At 56.7% G+C, this 18,674-nt stretch carries 13 protein-coding genes; 9 read left to right on the forward strand and 4 right to left on the reverse strand.

The window, feature by feature from the left end:
* Nucleotides 1–34 precede the first annotated feature (34 nt).
* Nucleotides 35–2,005: a hypothetical protein gene (locus SH139x_RS17775; RefSeq protein WP_488351118.1), complete on the forward strand. Its 1,971-nt coding sequence runs from the start codon at nt 35–37 to the stop codon at nt 2,003–2,005.
* Here the strand turns inward: SH139x_RS17775 and SH139x_RS17780 are convergent.
* Nucleotides 2,002–2,838: a phytanoyl-CoA dioxygenase family protein gene (locus tag SH139x_RS17780; RefSeq protein WP_488351119.1), complete on the reverse strand. Its 837-nt coding sequence runs from the start codon at nt 2,836–2,838 to the stop codon at nt 2,002–2,004. The genes SH139x_RS17775 and SH139x_RS17780 overlap by 4 nt on opposite strands.
* A 116-nt stretch (nt 2,839–2,954) precedes the next feature.
* Between SH139x_RS17780 and SH139x_RS17785 the strand changes: the two genes are divergently transcribed.
* Nucleotides 2,955–3,458, forward strand: coding sequence for a HEAT repeat domain-containing protein (locus SH139x_RS17785; protein ID WP_488351120.1), 504 nt, complete (start codon nt 2,955–2,957; stop codon nt 3,456–3,458).
* 54 nt (nt 3,459–3,512) lie between these two features.
* Entirely contained in the window at nt 3,513–4,559 is a 1,047-nt protein-coding gene (locus tag SH139x_RS17790; protein WP_488351121.1) for an endonuclease/exonuclease/phosphatase family protein, read from the forward strand.
* A gap of 246 nt (nt 4,560–4,805) precedes the next feature.
* Here SH139x_RS17790 and hflC read toward each other — a convergent pair whose 3' ends face one another.
* Nucleotides 4,806–5,927 carry a protease modulator HflC gene (gene hflC, locus SH139x_RS17795; RefSeq protein ID WP_488351122.1) on the reverse strand — a complete coding sequence of 374 codons (1,122 nt, stop codon included), beginning with the start codon at nt 5,925–5,927 and terminating at the stop codon, nt 4,806–4,808.
* A 74-nt stretch (nt 5,928–6,001) separates the two neighbouring features.
* Nucleotides 6,002–7,042: an FtsH protease activity modulator HflK gene (hflK, locus tag SH139x_RS17800; RefSeq protein WP_488351123.1), complete on the reverse strand. Its 1,041-nt coding sequence runs from the start codon at nt 7,040–7,042 to the stop codon at nt 6,002–6,004.
* Between the two features lie 382 nt (nt 7,043–7,424).
* Between hflK and rpsO the strand changes: the two genes are divergently transcribed.
* The 3 genes from rpsO to SH139x_RS17815 all read left to right on the forward strand — a co-directional run bounded on the left by rpsO (nt 7,425) and on the right by SH139x_RS17815 (nt 11,112).
* The gene (rpsO, locus tag SH139x_RS17805) at nt 7,425–7,694 is read left to right on the forward strand and encodes a 30S ribosomal protein S15 (protein ID WP_488351124.1); all 270 of its coding nucleotides are present in this window, start codon (nt 7,425–7,427) and stop codon (nt 7,692–7,694) included.
* A 441-nt stretch (nt 7,695–8,135) separates the two neighbouring features.
* Nucleotides 8,136–10,397, forward strand: a complete 2,262-nt coding sequence (pnp, locus tag SH139x_RS17810) for a polyribonucleotide nucleotidyltransferase (protein WP_488351125.1) — start codon at nt 8,136–8,138, stop codon at nt 10,395–10,397.
* Between the two features lie 214 nt (nt 10,398–10,611).
* Complete coding sequence (locus tag SH139x_RS17815; protein WP_488351126.1) at nt 10,612–11,112, forward strand: putative molybdenum carrier protein; 501 nt, start codon at nt 10,612–10,614, stop codon at nt 11,110–11,112.
* On the opposite strand, the gene SH139x_RS17820 is transcribed toward SH139x_RS17815, so the two are convergent.
* On the reverse strand, nt 11,109–11,552 hold the full coding sequence (locus tag SH139x_RS17820; RefSeq protein ID WP_488351127.1) for a YaiI/YqxD family protein: 444 nt from the start codon (nt 11,550–11,552) through the stop codon (nt 11,109–11,111). The genes SH139x_RS17815 and SH139x_RS17820 overlap by 4 nt on opposite strands.
* Before the next feature lie 247 nt (nt 11,553–11,799).
* On the opposite strand from SH139x_RS17820, the gene SH139x_RS17825 reads away from it, so the two are divergent.
* From SH139x_RS17825 to SH139x_RS17835, 3 genes are all read left to right on the forward strand, one after another.
* Entirely contained in the window at nt 11,800–15,006 is a 3,207-nt protein-coding gene (locus SH139x_RS17825; protein ID WP_488351128.1) for a c-type cytochrome, read from the forward strand.
* 85 nt (nt 15,007–15,091) lie between these two features.
* Nucleotides 15,092–16,021, forward strand: coding sequence for a dihydrodipicolinate synthase family protein (locus SH139x_RS17830; RefSeq protein ID WP_488351129.1), 930 nt, complete (start codon nt 15,092–15,094; stop codon nt 16,019–16,021).
* Nucleotides 16,022–16,134: 113 nt separating this feature from the next.
* Nucleotides 16,135–18,669 carry a sodium:solute symporter family protein gene (locus SH139x_RS17835; RefSeq protein WP_488356042.1) on the forward strand — a complete coding sequence of 845 codons (2,535 nt, stop codon included), beginning with the start codon at nt 16,135–16,137 and terminating at the stop codon, nt 18,667–18,669.
* Nucleotides 18,670–18,674 lie beyond the last annotated feature (5 nt).

Consider the following 18,674-nt stretch of genomic DNA (forward strand, 5'->3'; position numbering starts at 1 on the left):
CGCCAACGCAAATTTCTGTATTGATTTGAACACCATGTTTACCACCCCATTAGGTCGCAATCTTTCCCAGAGCCTTTGCATCGCGGCGTTATTTTTCGCTGGCGGGGATACGAAGGGGCAGACCGTGCTCTCGGGCCGGGAGGCGTTGGCCGCTCGAACCACTGCGGCAGCCGATTCACTTGATCCCCAGCGGTTGCCCGACTTGGCCGAGGCAGCATCCGCCTTGCGAAGCGAGTACCAGGATTTGGTGAATTATTTGGAGCGGACTTCGGATCCGATCATCGTGGGGACATGGTTGAACTACATCCGCTTTGATGAGGTACTCGCAGCGATGTCCGAGGAGGGGTCGCGGCGTCTCTTGACCGAGCGATTACAAGCTTTGTATTGGCGATTGGCTCGGAACTCGCCCGGTTTGGAACGCGAGCCGATCGTGCAATTTCGTCAGCAGGCTCGTCGCTATGCCACCCTGCTGCGGCTTGGCGATGACCGCGAAGCGGTTCGTCGGATTGAGTCGGCTTTGTCTCGGATCGCCGAGATTCTTCGCTTGCCGGCTGGGCCATTGCCAGCGGCAGACGCCGAATTACTGACCTATAACCTGCGGTTTGTTGCCGCCAGCGGATTCGCCCCCGAATTGGTGGCAGCCATCCGCAATCACTTTAGCCAACCGAACGTGCAATTATTGGTTGGCGAAAGCGCGGTCAACGAGTTCGTGCAGCGACCGGTTTACAACACTGGCCCTAGCAACGAATGCATTTTGGGAACGCGTGTGATTAGCGATACGGTGCTGGCGGGCAGTTTATCTGCCCGGCTGATCCCGGCAAGCAATGCCGCCAAAGTCGGATTGTCGTTGCTGGCTCGGTTTGACAGCTTGGGCACCGGCTATCAGAAAAAAATCCGAGTCAAAACGCGGGGCTTTGGCGACGTTCGCAGCGAACTGACATTGATGTTGGATACCAACGGAGTGACCGCCAGTCCGGTGACCACCTTTGCTAATCTCGATTCGCAAATATTGGGAATTTCGCACCCGCTGAGGATTGTCCGCCGAATAGCGGCTCGCAAAGCGGCCGAGCAAAAACCATTGTCCAACAAGATTGCCTCGCAACGTTTGGCGGACCGGGTGGGGGAACAGTTTGCCGAGCAGTTGGGGCAACAATTATCGGGCGGCAACGATCTGGCCGGAGCTTTTGACAGCGACTTATTGCAGCGTTTTGATATCGCGGTTCCCGGTCGGCAGTGGAGTTCGACCAGCGAATTCGTAAAGCTGGCCCTGATGGTGCGAAATCAGGATCAAATCAGCACGGAAGTCGTTCCCGCACCGGCACCCAGCAGCGAGGACATTATCGTCCGCGTGCATGAGTCGGCGATTAAAAATGTGACCGCCACCGTGCTGTCCGAACGAACGCTATCGGATGTCGAATTCACTTCGTTTCTCAGCGAATTGCTTCCCGACGGTTGGCGTCCGCCGGCCGCCACTGGCAAACAGGATGGTGAAACAGCAGGAAGCGGAAGTCAAAACGAAGAAACTGCGGAGGATGTTGAGAACGATAGCCGCGAGCAGTCTTCCAAAGCGCCGATCAACATTACATTCCATCCCACGCGGCCGTTCGTCTTCGAGCTCCGTGACGGCAGCATTCGATTGGGAATTTTCGGATTGAAGTTCGCTCAGGGGGGCGACGAAACACGGGCGATGGAAATTTCGGCCGTTTACACTCCGCAGCGGACTCAGGATGGTGATTTTAAATTAGTGCGGAACGAAGAGGTCGATATCGCTTTCGGCCCGCGGGGCGGGGGGGGCGTGGTAGCCAGCATCTTGCGAACGAACATTCGCTTGCGTTTTGAAGAAATTTTCCCCGCCGAAATTCCGCTTGAACCATTTCCCCTCCCCGTTTCCCCGGAGATGGCAGCCAGCAACCCGACGGCGCCGCCGAGAACGTTGGTGCCGACGGCGATCGAAGCGGAGGATGGCTGGTTGGTCATGCACTTCCGCATCCGCGGTGGTGGTTAATCTTCACTCGGCCGACGGGCACCGGGCCAAAGGTTCGCATCCGCTTTGCCGGCCACCAAGCGTCCTTTTTGGTTCCAGCCCAGGTAGGCCATCACGTCGGCTGGGCAATATCGCAGAGTCAGTCCGCAACGTCGGCGATCGCTCTGATTGGGAGGCGAGCCGTGCAGCAACAGATCGCTGTGGACAGACATTTGACCGGCGCGAACCGGAGTCCGCTTGAGAGTGCCATATTTGGTCGGTTCGCGGACGGTTTGGTTGAGCACGTTGGTCGACGACGAGTCACTCGACTCGAATTCAATCAGGCCAAACTGATGCGAGCCGGCGACCACTTCCATGCAACCGTTGTCCTCATCGGCGTCATCGATCGCCAGCCAGACCGTTAAGGACTTGGTCGGGGAGAGTGGCCAGTAGCTACAGTCTTGGTGCCAATCGACACTCTTACCGTCGCCGGGCAGTTTGCAAAAAAAGTGGGCTCCCCAGCCGACGACGTTTTCGCCCAGCAAGTCACTGACCACGTTGACGATGCGGGGCTCAGCCAGCAGGTCATAGATGCGAGCATGTTTGAGATGGGCGCTGCTGATCGAGTAACTATCTTTTCCGGCAGCCTGAGCGTCCCCCAGCAGAGCGTCAAAATATTGTCGCAGCGAGTCGGCTTCGAGTGGAGTTAGGACATCCAAGGGGCTGAGATAGCCGGCCTGATTCCACAGCTCAATTTGTTCGCTGGACAAGTGTGCGGGCGACTGATTTTCGCAAGCCTGAAAACCGATGGAGCGGTCGAGTTTAGCGATATCGTTAGCGTCGGGGATGATGGCGAATTCCGTTTGCTGTTGCACTGCCGGAGCTCCTTTTGATAGAGAAGAAGAATCGAGGCGCGGAGCGTCTCGGGGACTTCACGTATTGTAGCGTGCCTCTCATCATTCGCGACTCAAGTGCACTAGTGGTTATTCCGATGGACCGGATTCCCCGTTTAAGCCAATTTAGCGATCCAGCAATTGCCACCCGGTTGGCGGCGGTCGAGTATGCCGCTCAAAATGCAACGGCCTGTCGCTCGCTGGCGGTGCCTTTGGCGCGAGCTGCCGGGGACGCTGTGGACAGCGTGGCAATGGCGGCTGCCGAAGCGCTCGAGATGTTAGGCCCCCCGGCCTCTGGCGATCTGCCGGAGCTGATCCAATTAGTCAACGAGCACAGCGACGGCGAAGTCGTCTATTGGGCGGTGACCTTAATCGGTCGGCTCGGCCCCGCCGCGGCATCCGCCACGGAATGTTTAACCGCGGCCTTGGTCAGTTCACCGTTTTTACCGGTCCGCGAGCGTTGCGCGTGGGCAATCGCCAGGATTGGGACCGCAGCCGAGTCGGCAATTGCGGCACTCAATAAAGCGGCCGAAACGGGACCGCCGCGGCTCGCTCGTCTCGCCACGCACGCGATCGAATCGATTCGCGGAATGGCTGCCTGATCGGCTGCGGAGGGTTTCTAGCAATCACCGCGACACCGGGCAAGGAGGCCAGGGATGCGGATACCATTTCTTGGGTTTCCATTTGCTCGCATGTTCGGCCCCGGCATCACCGTGCTCGGTGTGTTGGCGCTGATTTTCTTAGCGATCACCGGCAGGCTGGACCTGTCCAAACTGACCGGCAAGCTGGACAGTTTAACGGCCAGCTCCGGAGAGGTGACTCCGGCTGCTGCGAGCCCCGCCAACGGTGACGAAATCATTATCGCCACCTTTAATATTCAGACATTCGGCGAATCCAAAACCAATAAGCCCGAAGTGATGGCGCAGTTGGCTTCGATCTGCAAGTTGTTCGACGTGGTAGCCATCCAAGAAATCCGCTCGCCTGATGCCAACCCGATCGGCAATCTGTTAGCTCTCATGAATCAGGATGGCTCACGTTATGACGCGGTGGTCAGCCATCCAATCGGACGCCCCAGCTCGCCTTCGCACCGAGAGCAATACGCCTACGTCTTTGACACCACGCGGATTCGTGTCGACAAAGCAAGGGTCTATGTGATGAACGACGAACTAGACCGCATGCATCGCGAGCCCTACGTGGCTTCCTTTTCAGTCATACCGCCCCCCGACGCCACCCGCGCACCGTTCACGTTCACATTGATTAGCGCCCACACTGACCCCGACGAAGTCTCCATGCCGGGAGATCTCAACGAGCTGAACGTGTTGGCCGATGTCTACGAGAACGTTCGCCAATGGGAATATCAATACTACGGCGAGGATGACTTCATTTTGCTTGGTGACCTCAATGCTCCCCGCACAAAGTTCTTTCGACTCGGGGAGATCCCAGGGTTAGTCTCAATCGCGCCACCTGGATCCACCATGGTGCTGGGGGAAAAAGAGAATGATCACATCTTGATCGACAGTCGTGCCACGGCTGAATTTACGCGTTTGGCAAACGTGCTCAATATTGAACGGGATCTGCAGCTGAGTCCTGAGTTTGCCAAGACGATCAGCGATCACTGTCCCGTCTGGGCCCAGTTCAGCGCCTATGAAATGGGCCCCGCCGATCCCTCGCTCGCGCGCGTCCCAGCAGAAGCGCTGCGGTGAAACTGTAGAACTGCTGTCCCAGCTGTTTGCTGTGCTGCAATGTAGAACTGCTGTCCCAGCTGTTTGCTGTGCCGCAATGTAGAACTGCTGTCCCAGCTGTTTGCTGTGCTGCAATGTAGAACTGCTGTCCCAGCTGTTTGCTGTTTTACAAGCGATTGGGGACAATCGCTCTACATTGCAACACCACAAGCGATTGGGGACAATCGCTCTACATTGCAACACCACAAGCGATTAGGGACAATCGCTCTACTCTGGCGATTCCTCGGTGGCCAATTCTTGACTACTAGGCACTTCGCTGGCTGGTGGATTCTTGATAGCGGCAGCTGGTTTCAGCGACTTTAACATGTTAAAGAAGTCGCTATCAGTCGTGAGAATCAAGCGACTATCTTTGCCAATCGCAGTTTCGTAAGCCTGCAAGGTTCTGGCGAAAGTATAGAACTCACCAACCTCGTTGATCACCTCGGCGAATTTTGTAATCGCAAACGCATCGGCTTCACCCTTGGTCTCGTTGGCCTGCTGTTGGCCTTCGCCTTCGATGCGAGCGACTTCGGCTTTGGTTTCATTGATAATCTTTGCCTTCAGCCGTTCGCCTTCATTCACGTTGCGAGCCGAGATGGCATCACGTTCAGCGATCCAACGATCAAACGTTTTGGAGCGGACCGATTCGACGAAGTCAATTTGCGAGATGCCAACATCAACCAATTCGATGCCGCGGCCTAAATCGGAAGCAACATCTTCGTCTTTACCGGCCAGTCGCTTTTGCGCTTCAAGCTTGATGATTTCTAGAATTTGCGGCCGCCCCATGCGGATCTTTTTGGGCTTTTGCGTCGCCGCATTGCCGAGGTCAGCTAGCAGAGCTTCATCGCCAAGCGCAGCCGGCACTTCGTTCATCCCAGCAGACAAATCGCCGCTGGTGGGAATCGGCCGGTCGGTGCTGCGAACGATCTCCTCGAGTTCGTACTGCGTCAACACGTCACGGATTGCGCTGCGAGTCACCTGCGCGACACGTTGTTCCGCATTGGGAACATCGCGAAGCAATTGCACAAATACGGTCGGTTCATTGATCCGCCACACGGCCCAGGGGATCAACTCAATCTTCTTATCATCTTTCGTGGGCAAGTCGGGCAATTCATAACTACGCGCGTCGCCCCAAAACTGTTGGGTTTTTGGTAGTTTGCGAACGGTTTCGGCGAAGGGGACCCGCAACCTAACACCAGGATCGACATACTCTCGGACTGGTTTGCCAAAACGGAGGACGACAGCCATTTCGCGCTCGTTGACAATGAATACGAAGAACGGCATCAGCAACAGCAAGAGCGCCAAGACGGCCAGGACGCGGACGATGTTTTTAACTAAGGGGTGATTCATTTCGGTTGACTCTGCGAGATGGTTTGACTGGGTTGTCAGCGAATGAGGATAAATCGCTCAAGAACTATCGCGAACTATCGCGGCTGATTCGCTCGGCTGTTAGCTGTGGGAGTTAGCGGGCGACCGCTGGCAGACTGTTCGCCTTCGCCCAGGTTTAACAGGGGCAGGAGTCCTTTCAAGTCACCGTCCAGAATGGTTTTAGGGCCGCTGGCAGCTAACACTTTCTCAAGCGTTTCTAGGTACATGCGTTCTCGCGTGACATCGGGAGCCAGTTTATAGGCCTCATATTTGGAACGTAGAGCAGCCACTTCACCGGCTGTTTCGGCCCGCAAACGTGCGGAGTACCCCTCGGCTTCGCGGATCAGTTCGTCTTTGCGAGCTTCGGCCGTGGGGACTAACTGGTTGCGCTCGCGAATGGCTTCGTTGACGAGTTGATCTCGCAGTTGAATTGAGGCATTGACTTGATCGAATGAGACGCGGACACGTTGTGGAGGCGTGACGCGTTGCATTTGCAAATCGGTGATGTCGACTCCGCAATTCAAGGCGGCGAGTTGGTCGCGCATTTCCTTACGGGCGGCCGCTTTGACCTCTTCGCGCTTGCCTGTCAGGACTTCTTCCGCCGAATAATCGCCCACCGAGCGGTGCATGGTACTGCGAGCCACAGCCACCACTGTGCGTTCCAGCGTCTCAACGTCATTGAAATGGCTGACGTATTTTGCCGGATCGTTGATCTTCCAAATCACGTTCCACTCGACCACGGCGGCGTACAGGTCGCCGGTCAAGATTAATGACTCTTCTTGCTGCTCACGACTGACGCGCATTTGGCGACCGGCGGACTCCATGTCGGAAGTCCCCCAAGGCAATCGCAGGCTGCGTTCGGAAACGTCGACCAAAATGGCGTCATCAATCCAAGGCAGCTTGAGGTGCAAACCGGGCCCCACGGGCTCCTGCAGTTTGCCGAACCGCAAGACCACAGCTTTTTCGTATTCGGCCACTTTGTAGATGCCGGTCGACAGCAGGTAGATGACAAAGAAACCTGCCAGTGCGAGCAATCCTAGAGAAATGTAAGTGCTTAAGTTATCCAGGTTCGGAGGCGTCCGTCTGGCGTTGGACATGCGTGATCATCCGGGAAATTAGGAAGAAACGAAATCATCGGCAAGCCGCTAGGTGGCGACCGCCGTTGCCGCGTCAGACTCGAAAAATTCCGAGCTTCGCGGGAGACAGCCTAGGGTACCGTACGTCATCTAGGCAGCGGACAGGCCAAAATCGGGGCGCGGAACGGCTGAAAATTGTGCGCGAACTACTAGAACTGGCGGCCGGAACGGCTAAAATGAGGTAATTGATTCGGAAAAATTGGCGGTCACGTCGGCAAAGCTGGCGAAAAGTTGCTCGCCACAGAAAAACCTCTCTAAATCGGCTTTGCAAACAGCACGATCATCGATAGACTGTCCGGATTACAGATCAGACTATCGTTACGGATGTTGGCACAATTTTCTGATGACAATTACAAAAGAGCGAAAAGAAGCAGTCATTCGAACGCACCAGAAGGCAGACGGGGATACCGGCTCCCCTGAGGTGCAGATCGCAATTTTGACTGAGCGTATCAACGGGTTGACCGAGCACATGCGGAGTCACCACAAGGACTACGGCTCCCGCCGCGGCCTTCTGGGACTTGTCAGCCGTCGTCGTCGTTTGTTGGATTACGTGCGGGATCATGACCCGCAACACTACTTGGACATTATCGCCAAGCTAGGAATTCGAAAGTAATCGAGCCCCACGATGTTACGTTCGTTGGGGACTTGTCAGTCGCCCGGCAGCGGGCGATTCAAGGGCTAATTGCATTGCTTTGCGAAAGCAATTTTCTCTCGCTCCGTCAGTTCGCCGGACCTCATCAGCAGGTGCCTGCGAACGTTCTCGGTGGAAGCTCGTACGCAAGCCTCGGGGGAACATTCCTCCCAGGCGTTGTTCCGTTGACGCATCGACCGCCGCAGGCGGGGCGATTCTCAGCGGGTTGATGCTCAGGAGCTGCTAGAAACAGGGAAGGCCCATGAACCAAGCGGTTTGCTGTTTCTGTGAGAGCTGGTTGTTGATGTTGTTCTCCGCCCTTCCCGATAATGATCGGGCGAGCGTCCACGAAAAGGTGGTGCCCGCTTTGGCTGTTGGCGGATGTTGTCTTTGTTGGTTGGTAGGTTAAGGAAAGATATTCAAGTGAAGATTCGAGTTGAAAAAGAGATTGGCGGCCGAGTGATGTCACTCGAGACCGGCCATTTGGCCAAACAGGCTGCGGGTTGCGTGATCGTTCAGTACGGCGACACAGTTGTCCTCACGGCGGCAGCGACCGGCACACCACGAGCGGGAATCGACTTTTTCCCGCTGATGTGCGATTACCGCGAACGACTCAGCGCGGTCGGACGTTTCCCCGGCGGTTTCCTCAAACGAGAAGGGCGTCCCACGACCAAAGAGACGCTGACATCGCGATTGATGGACCGTCCCATTCGTCCGCTCTGGCCTGAAGGCTACCGCGACGAAATTCAAATCCAAGCGTCAGTGCTTTCGAGCGACGCCCAAAACGACGGCGACGTCCTCGCCATGAACGGCGCTTCGGCCGCCTTGCACATCAGCAGCCTGCCGTTTCTCGGCCCCGTCGGCTCGGTTCGCGTTGGTAAAGTCGATGGCGAATTGGTCGCCTTCCCAACCCACGACGAACTCGAAGAGAGCGAACTCGATCTGATCGTCTCGGGCAGCCGCGACGCGGTCACGATGATCGAGGGCTTCAGCCAAGAAATGTCCGAAGATGAGATGCTGTCGGCAATTTCTTATGCCCACGGCGTCATCCGACAAGTGATCGATCTGCAGCAAGAACTGTTCGATCAAGTCAAGCCCGAGAAAGTGACCTACGTGCCGCCAGAGGATGACGGCCTGTTCACCCGAATGAACGATGGCTACTACGACGCGATGCGATCGGCCAAACAAGTTGGCAACAAACAAGAGCGCGCCCAAGCCGTCCGCGACTTGCGGGACTCGGCCATGCAAGCCTTGATCCCCGATCCAAACGCCGAAGGCGCGATCAACGTCGGTCGCTTTCACACCGTTTGGCACGACCTCGAAGCCAAAGTCGTTCGCGATCTGATCATCGCCGGCACCCGGCCCGATGGTCGCGACCAAAGTTCACTGCGTCCCATCTATTGCGAAACCGACCTGCTCCCCCGCGTGCACGGCTCGGCCCTGTTCCAACGTGGAGAGACCCAAGCCTTGGTCTCCATCACGCTCGGTACCGGTCGCGACGAACAACGCGTCGATGGGCTGCAAGAAGAATTCAGCAAGAAATTCATGCTGGATTACAACTTTCCCTCGTTCTCGGTCGGTGAAGTTCGCCCAATTCGCGGTCCCGGTCGTCGGGAAATTGGCCACGGTGCGCTTGCCGAACGAAGCGTCGCTCCCGTGCTGCCTTCCCCCGAAGATTTCCCTTACACGATTCGCGTGATCAGCGACATCCTTGAGTCGAACGGTAGCAGCTCGATGGCTTCGGTCTGCGGCGCTACCCTCGGCCTGATGGCTGCGGGTGTGCCAATCACGAATCCTGTCGCCGGCATCTCCATCGGCCTAGTCAAGGAAAGTGATGACAAGTGGTGTTTGTTGACCGATATCCTCGGCGACGAAGATCACTTCGGCGACATGGACTTTAAAATCGCCGGAACTCAAAATGGTATCACCGGCATCCAATTGGATCTCAAGATTCTTGGAATCAGCGAAGATATCATCCGCAGCGCGCTGAAGCAGTCGCGTGAGGCTCGGATCGAAATTTTGCGAAAGATGCTAACCACGATCCCGCGACCCCGTCGTGATATCGCGGCCACCGCACCTCGCTTGCTGCGGACCAAGATCGAACCATCCAAGATCGGCATGCTGATCGGTCCCGGTGGTAAGAACATTCGTGGCATCCAAGAACGCACTAACACCGTGATCGAAGTTGATGACGATGGTGTCGTAACCGTCGCCAGCTCCAACGCGGAAGCAGCTGCCGAAGCGATGAAGTCGATCGAAGCTTGCACGGCAACCGTCCAGATCGGCAAGATCTATGACGGTACGGTCAGCAGCATCAAGGAATTCGGCGCGTTTGTGGAAATCCTCCCCGGCCGTGACGGCTTGGTGCACATCAGCGAGATGAGCGACGGCTACATCAGCAGCCTCGATCGGCACGTTAACGTGGGCGATTCGATGAAGGTCTTGGTGATCGACATCGATGAGCACGACCGCGTCAAACTTAGCCGTCGCCGTGCTCTCGAAGAGCTCGGCGAAGAAGACGAACTCGCCGCCGCGGTCGCAGCAGCCGACGGTGGTGATCGCGAAGAGTCCGAAGGTGAAGAAGGCCGACGCCCACCACGTCGTCGCAGCAGCGGTGGTGGTGGTGGCGGACGTGGACGCAGCGGCGGCGGCGGCGGTAGCGGAAGCCGCAGTCGACGCGACTAAGCCTCCTGGCCTGGACCAAAACTGTCAACCAAACAGGGTTAAATCACACCATCCTCGCTGCCGCGCGATTTGCGGTCAGCGGGGATGGTTTTTTCACGGTTTTTCACCAGCTCCGTGTCACCAATTCCGTTTCGGGTCTTAACGCCGTCTTTGGATTGGTTGGACGGGTCTGGAGACCCACCCTACGGCCTTCGTAATGGGTTTACCGCCAGCGATGACTTCCAAGCCCAACTTATTCTGCCCCCAACGCATCGTGTCCGGCGGACAAACGGGCGTCGATCGCGGCGCACTCGAGGCGGCTATCGCTTTCGGACTTGAACACGGTGGCTGGTGTCCCCGCGGCAGGCTTTCCGAAGACGGTTCCATCCCCTCGCGATATCTGCTGCGGGAACTTGACTCTTCGGACTACGCAGACCGGACAGCTCAAAACGTGATTGATTCGGATGCCACGCTAATTCTTTACCAGGGCAAACTATCCGGCGGCACGCTGCTGACACAATCCTGCGCCCGCCGCTATGCAAAGCCCTACCTGAGCCTGCGTATCGATCGCAATTTCGAGCCGACCGCCGTCGTTGACTGGCTCGCCACGCAACGCCCCCAAACGTTAAATGTCGCTGGGCCTCGGGGCAGCAATTGCCCCGGAATCGAGGACCGCGTCCGGGACTTGTTGCTGGAAATTTTTCGCTCCATCGACGAACAATCCTCCGCATCCTAAACGGCTTGGATCATCTGATCGAGCTTCTGCAAAAACAGTGATCGATCACGCTTGCTAAAGGGTGGGGGCCCGGAACCTTCGACCCCCACACCGCGCAACTGGTCCATGATCTCCCGCGCCGCCAACGCGCTGCCGATATTCGTATCCTTAAATTCGCCACCGCGTGGATCGAGCACTTTGGCATGCACCTCCAAGCAGCGTGCCGCCAGCGGGATATCGGCCGTAATCACAATCTCGTCCGCTTGCACATGAGCGGCGATCCAGTCATCCGCCGCATCGGCGTGTCCTGGCACGACGACCAAACGCAACATCTCCGACTCGTCGATTCGAAGCCAAGTGTTGGTCACCAAAATAACCCGCCACTGGTAGCGACGCGCCACGCGATAGACTTCCTCTTTGACGGGGCAAGCGTCAGCGTCGACCCAGATTGTGGCTGCCAAGGGAGTTCACCTTTGGGGTGAGATCGGAGTGAAGAAACTGCGGGAAAAACGATTAGCCGCCAGAGATCTCTGCCAATCTCTCACTGCGGATAGATTCTAACGGATAACTTCTCATGCATGGATGCCAAAGACTATCAGCCCAATGCGTTGGCTGGTCGACACCTGTCGCAGCCCACGGGTAAAACTGATTACAATGCTGTTCAATTAGAGCCTGTCTCCTACCTCCTTGCTTGAAAAGTTCCCACCCATGCTTTTCCATCCTGATCATTTCGTTCGTGGCAACTCGCCGCGAGGTTTGCTTTCTCCCGGCTATTTGCCCTGGAAGTTAGGGGCGAAGCGGATGACAGCCGGTTTCCTCGCCTTCGCCGGATTGTTTATGGGCGTGGTTGGCCCGGCGGCTCGTGGCGAAGACGGCGTCTGGAAACAAGCGATTGAGATTGCTCCGTCGATGACTTTCGGTGCCGACGAACAAGAAACAACGCCGCCGCCGATCGCCGCGTCGGCCTGGAATGCGGGGCCCACGCCAAAGTGGATTTGGGGGCCCGATGAGAATCAACCCTATCGTCTAGCAATCGAATTTGAGGCAACCACCACCACCGCCGGCATGCTTCGCGCCAGCTGCGACAACGTGATGGTCGTTTACCTCAACGATCGTCGTTTGGCCGGCAGTGATTCTTGGGAAGAGACAACTGAAATCGATCTTAGCCAGGCTTTGGTTGAAGGCCGCAATCGATTGGAAGTCGCCGTCAGCAATCAAGGTGGAGTGGCTGGCTTTGTGGCGAAACTTGGTCTGGTCCAAAGCGGCCAACCGGTGCGTTGGATTGTCAGCGATGCAAGCTGGACCGCGACCACCGAGGCGGACTCTCAACCGGCCGACGTTCGAGTTGTGGCCAAGTTAGGCGACGGTCCTTGGCGGCAAGCGCTCAGCAATGTCCCCGCGCCCGGTTCGGCACCACGCGATGTTTTCTTGACGCAGCCCGGCTTTCAAGTCGAACGTTTATTCACGGTCCCGCGAGATGAGTTAGGTTCTTGGGTGGCAATTACGGTCGATCCCCAAGGCCGCTTGATCGCCAGTGACCAAGGCGACAAAGGGCTCTGCCGTATCACCTTGCCAGCGGTCGGCAGTGACGATCAAGTGGTGGTGGAAAAACTCGATTTACCAATCACTTCGGCCCAAGGTTTGTTATTCGCTTTTGACAGTCTTTACATTTCGGTCAACGGCGGTCCCGGCAGCGGACTCTATCGAGCGCAAGATACGACGCAGGATGGCGAGCTAGATAAGCTAACGAAACTAAAAAACTTTCGCGGTGGTGGCGAGCATGGGCCGCATGCCTTGCGACTCGCCCCGGACGGCAAGAGTCTCTATGTGATTTGTGGTAACCACACCGATCCACCCGAAAACTTCAGTGCCAGTCGTTTGCCCACCAATTGGTCGGAAGATCATCTCTTGCCGCGGCAATGGGACGCGAACGGACACGCTCGTGGCAAGTTGGCACCCGGTGGCTGGATCGCGCGGACCGATCCCAATGGTGAAACATGGGAGATGTTCAGCATCGGCTACCGAAATCCGTACGACATGGATTTCAACGCCGACGGCGAACTCTTTGCTTACGATGCCGATATGGAATGGGATCTCGGTTCACCCTGGTACCGTCCCACCCGAGTCGTGCATGCCACCAGCGGCAGCGAATTTGGCTGGCGCAGCGGCACCGGCAAGTGGCCAACTTATTATGAGGACAGTTTGCCGCCCGTCGTCGACATTGGTCCCGGCTCGCCGGTCGGAGCCGAGTTTGGTTATGGAGCCAAGTTCCCCGGTAAATACCAACGCGCCTTCTACATCTGTGACTGGACCTTCGGCACCATGTATGCCATCCACCTCACACCCGATGGTGCCAGCTATAGTGGCGAGAAAGAAGAGTTTATCGCGCGGACTCCCTTGCCGCTGACCGACGTGGCGATTGGCCGTGACGGTGCAATGTATTTCACGATCGGTGGGCGGGGCACACAATCGGAATTGTTCCGCGTGACTTACGTGGGCGATCAATCGACGGCGGCCATTGATCCCCGTGACGAAGCGGGAGAATCGATGCGAGCGTTGCGCCGCGAACTAGAAGCCTACCATGGCAAACCAGCCGAAAATGTGGCCGCTGCGATAAAGAAGATTTGGCCCGCGCTCGGCCACTCGGATCGCTTTCTGCGTTATGCGGCTCGCGTCGCTTTGGAAGCACAACCGCTGGAGCAATGGCGTGGGCTTGTCGCCGCTGATGCCGGTGCCGACATCGACGCCTGGACTCGCATCTCCCTGACGATCGCGCTCGCCCACCAAGGTAGCGCGGCCGATCTGGATACCGGCCTGAGTTGGCTTGACGGAGTGAACTTTGCTGAGTTGACTTCGCCGCAGAAAGTTGCCTGGTCGCGAGCCCTGCAGTTACTGTTTATTCGCTGCGGTACGCCCACCGAAACGGTGCAACAGGCTTGGGCCAACAAATTAGAGCCTCACTATCCGGCTGCCGATCAAGGGCTGAACCGCGAGCTGTCTCAATTGCTGGTCTACTTGCGAAGCGAACCGGTGGTCGCCAAAACGGTTGCGCTGCTGGAAAAAACAAACGAGCGGCAACAATCCGATCTAGCCGAGTTGATCGCCCGCAACCAAGGTTACGGCGGAACGATTGCCGCGATGCTGGCGAACCAACCCGACGCTCAGCAAATTCATTATGCCTTGGTGCTGCGGAATGCGACTGCGGGCTGGAATACCGAGTTGCGGGAAGCTTATTTCCGCTGGTTTAACAAAGCGCGGCAATGGAGCGGCGGTGCCAGCTTTCAAGGTTTCTTGACCAATATTGATCGCGAGGCGTTCGATCAGGCCACTGATGCGGAACGCCTGGCCGTCGAAGCGCTCGGTGCGCGAAAGCCTTTTGTACTCCCAGAACGGCCGGCGCCACAAGGGCCTGGCCAGGTCTGGACAGTCGCCTCAGTAATTGAGGCCAGCGGTCAGCAGTTGCGAGGACGGGACTTCGAGAGCGGCAAGCGGGCCTTCGCCGCGGCTAGCTGCATCGTTTGCCACCGGTTCGCTGGTGAAGGAGGCGCCACGGGACCAGACCTTACACAGGCGGCGGGCAGATTTGGCATCAAGGAAATGGCCGAGGCGATCGTCGAGCCGAACCGAGTAATTTCCGACCAGTATCGCGCTAGCATTGTGTTGACCGCCGCTGGCACGGCCGTTACTGGCCGCATCGTCTCTGAAAACGACCAGCACTATATCGTGCTGACCGATCCGCAAGACTCCAGCAAAGTGGTCGAAATTGCCAAGGATGAAGTCGAAGAGATTGAACCCTCTCCCATTTCATTGATGCCAGCCGATTTGATCAATCCACTCAATCAAGACGAAGTGTTGGATATGATCGCGTACTTGCTCTCGCGCGGCAACAAGAACGATCCGATGTTCCGCCGTTAGAACGGTTATCAGTTTTTAGACTCAATCGGCACTTGGCTAAGCGAAGTGCCGATATTCCTCGCCACTTACACCTGACCTAATCTGGATGACTCACTTTTCGGCCCCCTTGCGAGGTCTATTCGCCGCCACGTTTACACCTTTGCAACTCAATGGCTCCTTGGACCTTGCCAAAATCGGGCCGATGGTCGATTTTTTATTGGGGCAACAGATCGCCGGGCTTTATGTTTTAGGCAGTACCGGCGAAGGGATCTTGTTAACTCAGCAAGAACGCCAGCAAGTCGCCGCGGAGTTTGTGCAGGCGGCAGCAGGCCGTTTACCAGTCATCATCCAAGTTGGTAGTGAAAGTATCACGGCGGCCCGCGAGCTGGCCGAGCATGCCCAGCAGGTTGGAGCCGACTCGGTCTCGGCGGTCAGCCCGTTGTACTTCAAGCCCGATTCCGTCGAGACGCTGGTGGAATCCATGGCCGTGATCGCCGCGGGTGCTGACCGGCTGCCTTTCTTTTATTATCATATCCCCGCCCTCACGGGCGTGGCGTTTGATATGTTGCGATTTTTGGAATTAGGAAGCCAGCAAATACCAACGCTGCGAGGTATCAAGTTCACCTCACCATTGGTCCACGAGTATCAAGCATGCGTCGAGTATGAAGATGGCAAGTATGATATTTTGTGGGGTTCCGATGAAATGTTATTGTCGGGACTTGCCGCGGGTGGAACTGCCGCGGTGGGGAGCACTTACAATTACGCGGCTCCGATCTATCAACGTTTGTTGACCGCTTTTGCGGAAGAGCGTCTGGAGGCGGCGCGATCATTTCAGTCGCAAGCCCAAGCGATGGTGCGCGCCTTTGTCCCCTTTGGACCACGCGCGGCACAAAAGGCGATTATGTCAATGATCGGCTGGGACTGCGGACCACCTCGGTTGCCCGTCAAACCATTGGCTGCCGAGAAATTTTCCGCGTTGCGTGAACAGCTAGAGTCACAAAACTTTTTTGCTGAAGTCGACGCTTCTCCCGTTTAAGGCAGCTGCTACCCGTGGTCGCTTCGAGTTTAAAAATTTGGTTGCCGGCCATAGGTCGGATATTGCTTGCGTCCACTTTACTCGCGGCTCCCGCTGGGGCCCAAACGCCCGCCATGGAGCCTACACCCCAGCAGGCTGCAGGCGTCGGTTCGCCGCGACCATTGCTAACGTGGGAGCAATTGGCCGAGTTGCCCGACCCGCTCGGTGTGGCCGGGCCATTTGTCGGTGTGCACCAAGACGCTTTGATCGTTGCCGGGGGGGCCAATTTTCCGCAGCCCATCTGGGAGCAAGACAAACAGTGGTACGACTCCGTGCATGTGTTGCCGCTGGGCGGTCCCGCGGAGGGTTGGACCACGGCCGGAGCATTGCCTCGACCCTTGGCTTACGGTGCGGCAGTTTCCACTCCTGATGGCGTCGTCTGCCTGGGCGGCAACGACGCGGAGCAAACTTTTAGCGAAGTTTTCTTGCTGAGTTGGAATCCTGGTACCAAGCAGCTGGAACAGACTTCCTATCCGCCCCTGCCACAGCCTTGCGCTTATGGCCAAGCGACTCTTATCGACAACGTGATTTATGTTGCCGGTGGCCAGAGTGGTGCTGATCTTTCCACGGCCTTGCATAATTTCTGGGCCCTCGATTTGGGCAACCGACAAGTGCCCGAGTTATTTCAATGGCAAACGTTAACAGCTTGGCCCGGACAACCGCGTGCTTTTAACCTGACCCTGCACCAACACAACGGCTACGACGACTGCGTCTATGTGATCAGCGGCCGCAGGCAAATGGGTGAGCAAGTTGAATTATTGAGGGATGTTTGGGAATACAATCCCAATGGTCAAACTTGGCGAGCACGAGCCGAAGTGCCACGCTGCGTGATGGCCGGGGTTGGCATCAACTATGGTCAAAGCCATCTGTTTGTCTTGGGCGGAGACGATGGGGCTCATTTTGGGCAAGCCGATCAGCTGCGTGATGACCATCCGGGGTTTCCCAAAACGGCCCTTGCCTACCATACGATCACCGACACCTGGACATCGATTGGTGGCACTCCAGAAAATCACGTCACCACGGTGGCCACCCGTTGGCGAGATCAAATCATTGTCGCCAGCGGTGAAGTTCGACCGCGTGTTCGCAGCCCAGTGATTTGGCAAATTACGGCCAGCAGTTTTCGCAAAGGTTTTGGTGCTATTAACTACTTGGTGTTGTTCGTTTACTTGTTTGCGATCGTGTTGATAGGTCTCTATTTTGCTCGTCGCAATCAAAACACCAATGATTACTTTCGGGGCGGCAAGCATATACCCTGGTGGGCCGCCGGCTGCAGTATCTTTGCCACCATGCTCAGCTCGTTGACCTTTACCGGGGTCCCCGCCAAAGCTTTCGCCCAAGATTGGGTCTATGCAATTGGTAATATGATGATTCCGGTCGTGGCCGTGGTGGGTGTCTTCGTGGCGTTGCCATTCTACCGGCGGTTGGATGTAACGAGCGCGTATGAGTATCTAGAAAAACGGTTCAGCCGTGGGGTGCGGTTGTTTGGCAGCGCCAGTTTTACGCTGTTCCATCTGTTTCGCATGGCGGTGGTCATGTCATTAACCGCCTTGGCATTGGCCGTCGCGACACCCTTGACACCCGCGCAGTCGGTGTTGCTGATTGGTTTATTGAGCGTGCTATACTGCACCCTGGGAGGTGTGGAGGCGGTGATTTGGACCGATACGCTGCAGGCGATCGTGTTGTTGGGGGGCGCCTTGCTGGCGATCATCTTATTGGTATCAGACTCGTCTGGCGGGTTTGCCGGTGCGACGAGCGATGCTTGGCAAGCCGACAAATTTCGCTTGGCCAATTTTCACTGGGATGTCACCGCCACGCAGCTCGCGTTGTGGATCGTGGTGTTTGGCGCGATTGGCCAAAATCTTTCATCCTACACAGCCGACCAAGCGGTGGTGCAACGTTACATGACGACCTCTGATCAACAGCTGGCGGCACGCTCAATTTGGACCAATGCCGTGCTGACCATTCCGGCCACGATACTTTTCTTCGGCATCGGCACCGCATTGTTTAGTTATTATCGTTCCCACCCCGAACGTCTCGACCCAACGATCACGACCGACCAAGTTTTTCCGCTGTTCATTGCCCGCGAAATGCCAGTGGGCTTAGCCGGTTTGATCGTGGCGGGCATTTTTGCCGCGGCCCAGTCAACGGTTTCCACTAGCATGAATTCGACGGCGACCACGATCGTGACCGATTTCTTGCGTCCCCTGAATGCATGTCGCGACGAACGCGGTTATTTGAGGTTGGCTCGCTGGATCACGTTGCTGATGGGCGTGCTGGGCACGCTGTTGGGGCTGTTATTTATCAATCCTGAGATCAATTCGCTGTTTGATGCCTTTATCAAAGTGATCGGCCTGTTTATGGGTGTGCTTGGTGGTCTGTTTGCCCTCGGAGTGATGACCACCCGCGCAAGCGCGATCGGAGCCATGTCGGGCGCGTTGGTGGGCGCGTTCAGCATGTTTGCACTTTGGCAATTCAGCAGCGTCACCGGTTATCTCTACACGACCTGCGGAATCGTCGCTTGCGTGGTGGTGGGCTACGTCGTCAGTTTGTTGACGGGTGGTCCGAAAAAGAGCTTACAAGGGTTGACCATTTACACGACGAATCGTTAAGCGAG

The sequence above is a fragment of the Kothea flammea genome, assembly GCF_052161645.1.
Lineage (GTDB): Bacteria > Planctomycetota > Planctomycetia > Pirellulales > Pirellulaceae > Laterigemmans.